The organism is Massilia sp. CT11-108 (genome assembly GCF_047302915.1).
Taxonomy (GTDB): Bacteria; Pseudomonadota; Gammaproteobacteria; order Burkholderiales; family Burkholderiaceae_D; genus Telluria; species Telluria orientalis.
Genome location: NZ_JBKYMO010000546.1, coordinates 1 through 3,469 on the forward strand (window position 1 = coordinate 1; position 3,469 = coordinate 3,469).

Genomic DNA, 3,469 nt, shown 5'->3' on the forward strand with positions numbered 1-3,469 from the left:
GTCGCGAGGCCGCCCGTGTGGCCCGCCAGCGCGGCGGGAAACGCGTTCATGCGGGGCGAGCCGAGGAAGCCCGCGACGAACAGGTTCGCAGGCCGCTCGTACAGTTCCAGCGGCTTGCCCACCTGCTCGATGCGGCCGCCGTTGAACACGACGATCTTCTGGCCCAGGGTCATCGCTTCGACCTGGTCGTGCGTCACGTAGATCATCGTCGCCTTCAAGTCCTTGTGCAGGCGCGCGAGTTCCACGCGGGTCTGCGCGCGCAGCGCGGCGTCGAGGTTGGACAGGGGTTCGTCGAACAGGAAGACTTCCGGCTTGCGCACGATGGCGCGGCCGATCGCCACGCGTTGCCGCTGGCCGCCCGACAGCGCCTTCGGCTTGCGGTCCAGCAGGTGCGCGATCTGCAGGATCTCGGCCGCGTGCCGCACGCGCGCGACGATGTCCGCCTTCGGCACCTTCGCGAGTTTCAACGCAAAACCCATGTTCTCGGCCACCGTCATGTGCGGGTACAGCGCATAGCTCTGGAACACCATCGCGATCCCGCGCCGGGCCGGCTCCACCGTGTTGCTAACGACGCCCCCGAGCTCGAGGGTGCCGTCCGTGATGTCTTCCAGCCCCGCGATCATCCTCAGGAGAGTCGACTTGCCGCAGCCGGACGGTCCCACGAAGACGACGAACTGGCCGTCCTCGATGTCCAGGTCGACGCCCTTGATGACGGGATTGTCGCCATAGGTCTTGCGGATGCCGCGCAGCCTTACCGATGCCATAGAATCTATCCTTTCAATCCGCTCGCTGCCAGGAAGCCCTGCGTCACGCGGCGCTGGAACAGCACGTACGCCAATGCCACCGGCAAGGCGCCGAGCAGCGCCGCGGCCATCAACTGGGCGTAGCGTACGCCGAACGCATCGTACGTCTGCGTGAGGCCCAGCGGGATCGTCATCATGTCGTTCGACGTGACGATGATGAACGGCCACAGGAAGTTGTTCCACGCCGCGATGAACGTCACGATCGCCATCGCCCACACGATATTGCCAGAGATGGGCAGGTACACGCTCCACAGTACGCGCAGCGGGCCCGCGCCATCCATCACGGCGGCCTCGCGGAAATCGGCGGGAATCGCGTCGAAGAACTGCTTGAACACATAGATCACGACCGGCGACACGACCTGCGGCAGCACGATGCCCGCGTACGAATTGATGAGACCCAGCTGGTGCATCGTGCGGAACAGCGGCACGAGCAGCGCCTCGAACGGCAGCAGGAAGCCCAGCATGGCGATGCCGAACACGATGCCGCGGCCCCGGAAACGCAGCTGGGAAAACGCGTAGGCTGCCATCAGGCTGATCGCCATCGTCACCACCGTCACCAGCAACGCGACGAGTAAGCTGTTGAACAGCCAGCGCACGACGTTGCCGGCGCCGAGCGTCTTGCGGTACGCGTCCAGCGTCCAGTCCTGCGGCAGCCAGTGGAAGTTCGCCGACACCGTCTCGAGCTCCGGCCGCAGCGACGTGGACAGGGCCCACAGCAGCGGAAACGCCCACAGCGCGGCGAGCACGATGGCGCAGGCGGCGCCGGCGACCGTCCAGAATGAGGCCCTCATGCGTCCCTCCCGGCCAAAAATTTCACCAGCCACGCCTGCGCCAGCGACAGCAGGACGACGATCGCCACGAACGCCATCGCGACCGCGGCCGCATACCCGGCATCGCTCTGCGTGAACGCCGTCTCGTACATGTAGTGCAGCGCGACGCGCGTCGTGTTGAACGGCCCGCCGCTCGTGAGGATGTACGTCTGGCCGAACACTTTCAGCGACGCGATCAGCTGCAGGATCAGCGCGGTCGTCGCGACGGGCCGCAGCGCGGGCCACGTGATCGTTCGGAACAGCGTGAAACCGCGGGCGCCGTCCAGCGCGGCCGCTTCGTACAGCTCGGCGGGGATGTTGCGCAGGCCGGCGAGGAACAACAGCATATTGAAGCCGACCGTCCACCAGATCGTGCCAATGGCGACGGCGGGCAGCGCCCAGTACGGGTCCGCGAGCCAGGCGCGCTGGCCCCCGAGGATGTGATTGACGACGCCGGACGACGGCTGCAGCATCCAGTCGGCGATCAGGGTCATCACGGAGATCGGCAGCACGAACGGCAGGAAGAACGCGCCCTGCAGCCAGCCCTGCACGCGCGTGAAGCGGTCGACGAGCAGCGCCATCAGCAGGCCGATGGCGCACAGCGGGATCACCGTCAGCAGGGAAAAATAAAACGTGTTGCCAACCGAATCCCAGAACGACGGGTCGTTCAGCAAGGTGTGATAGTTGTCCAGGCCGACGAAGGCGCTCGTGCGCGTGAGGCTGCTCTCCGTGAGGCTGAGCCAGAACGTCTGCAGCGCCGGCAGGAAGAAGAACAGGCCGAACGCCAGCACGAAAGGCGCCAGCAGCAGCCAAGCCGGCAGGGTGTCGCGCCGGGCCGTCGTCGGCCCCAGGGTCATGTCGTCGCGTTGCATGGCGCCCCTCAATAGCGCGGCGGACGCTTGCGCACGAGGCGCGCCGCTTCCGTCTCGAACCGGTGCACGGCCTGCTCCGGCGTCAGGTAGCCGTACAGCGCGGCCGGCAGGAATTTCGACGCGATCGCCTCCAGCGGTCCGGCCGCGCCCATGTACCAGCCGTCCGGATCGTACACGACGTCGTTGGCGACCTGCGCGTACATCGCATTCGGCATCAGGCTTTTCGCAGCGGCCGATTCGGCGACGGGCTTGTACGCGGGGATGTGGCCGCCCTCGGCCCACCCGAGCGAATGCTTGCTGACGTAGGCGATGAAGCGCATCACAGCCTGGACTTTTTGCGGCGACGGTTCATGGCCCGGGTTCGCGGGCAGCGCGAACGCGTGCGAATCCGCCCACGTGGACGCGTTCGCGTACATCTTCGGCAGCGGCACGATGCCGTATTCGAAGCCGAGCGTGCCGGCCTTCGTCGCGCGCACGAGCTCCGGCACTTCCCACACGCCGTTCAGCATGAACGCGGCGCCGCCGCCCATGAACTGGCTCGTCGACGCCGGGTAGTCGAGGCCCGCCTGCGCATAGCCCTTCGTAAACCAGTCGCTGATGCGCGACAGCGTCGCGGCGCCGGCCGGGCCGTACGTGAAGCGGCCATTGGCAATGATCGTGACGTTCTGCTGCGCGAGCATGGCCAGCCACAGGCGCCAGATCGCATACGAACTCTGGCTGCTTTCCATCGTCAGGCCGCGCTGGCCCGTGCGCACGGTGGCGGTGCGGAAGGCGTCCGTCAGCGCATCCACGCCGTCGATCGGCTTCAGCTTGCCGTCCGCGCCGAGCAGGCCCGCCTTGCCCGCGAGCGTCTTGTTGTAGTAGAGGACGAACGGGTGCACGTCGAGCGGGATCGCATACGTCGCGTTCTGGTACTGCGCCTTGGCCCACTGGCGCGGCAGGTAGTCCTGGCCGCGCAGGCCGGCCGCCGCCAGCTCGGCGGGCG

At 67.1% G+C, this 3,469-nt stretch carries 4 protein-coding genes; all 4 read right to left on the bottom strand.

Annotation, left to right across the window (positions count from 1 at the left end):
- Positions 1 to 764: ABC transporter ATP-binding protein (locus ACEN88_RS27085; RefSeq protein ID WP_413344642.1), on the bottom strand; the 764-nt coding region annotated here is incomplete at its 3' end.
- Positions 765 to 769: 5 nt separating this feature from the next.
- Positions 770 to 1,594: a carbohydrate ABC transporter permease gene (locus tag ACEN88_RS27090; protein ID WP_413344643.1), complete on the bottom strand. Its 825-nt coding sequence runs from the start codon at positions 1,592 to 1,594 to the stop codon at positions 770 to 772.
- On the bottom strand, positions 1,591 to 2,484 hold the full coding sequence (locus ACEN88_RS27095; protein WP_413344645.1) for a carbohydrate ABC transporter permease: 894 nt from the start codon (positions 2,482 to 2,484) through the stop codon (positions 1,591 to 1,593). The genes ACEN88_RS27090 and ACEN88_RS27095 overlap by 4 nt, the downstream gene beginning before the upstream one ends.
- A gap of 8 nt (positions 2,485 to 2,492) precedes the next feature.
- A partial coding sequence (locus ACEN88_RS27100) for an ABC transporter substrate-binding protein (protein WP_413344647.1) occupies positions 2,493 to 3,469 on the bottom strand: 977 nt, incomplete at its 5' end.